Raw genomic sequence first — 462 nt, 5'->3', positions numbered from 1 at the left:
TGTGGGAGGTGACCGTCCACAAGGACACTGTTTAACTTACACATGAACCAACGGGCAAGACCTGTGAAGCCGTTAGAGCAGGAAAAAACAATTAATCTTATGAGACATTATTGTAATTTGAACAGTACAATGGAGTGCAGAAACCATTCAAAAAACGCGGCGAATCTGAAAAGCCTGACGAGTAAGGTAAATCATCTCATTAAATCCCTTCTTAGCATAGGAATTATAATTACTTTTTATAGTTGCGCCTCGATGATGGGAACGACAGCACCAGAAGAAGCAAGGAGATATGAAAGAATAATAGAAGTTCCAAACCATACGAAAAGTGAAATCTACGTAAAAGCAAATGCGTGGTTTGTTGAAACATTCAATTCTGCTGAAAATGTCATTGAATTTAATGACAGAGAGTCAGGTCGAGTTATGGGAAAATATGTTTTTACCTACAATGAAGGTGTTTATACC

At 37.9% G+C, this 462-nt stretch carries 1 protein-coding gene; it reads left to right on the top strand.

The annotated features are described in order from the left end of the window. Positions 1-252: 252 nt before the first annotated feature. On the top strand, positions 253-462 hold a 210-nt coding region (locus tag C6366_RS20395; RefSeq protein WP_233248578.1), incomplete at its 3' end, for a DUF4468 domain-containing protein.

The sequence above is a fragment of the Desulfonatronum sp. SC1 genome (assembly GCF_003046795.1).
GTDB lineage: Bacteria > Desulfobacterota > Desulfovibrionia > Desulfovibrionales > Desulfonatronaceae > Desulfonatronum.
Note: the sequence above shows the minus strand (reverse complement) of the source record. Positions and strands in the feature narration are given on the sequence as shown.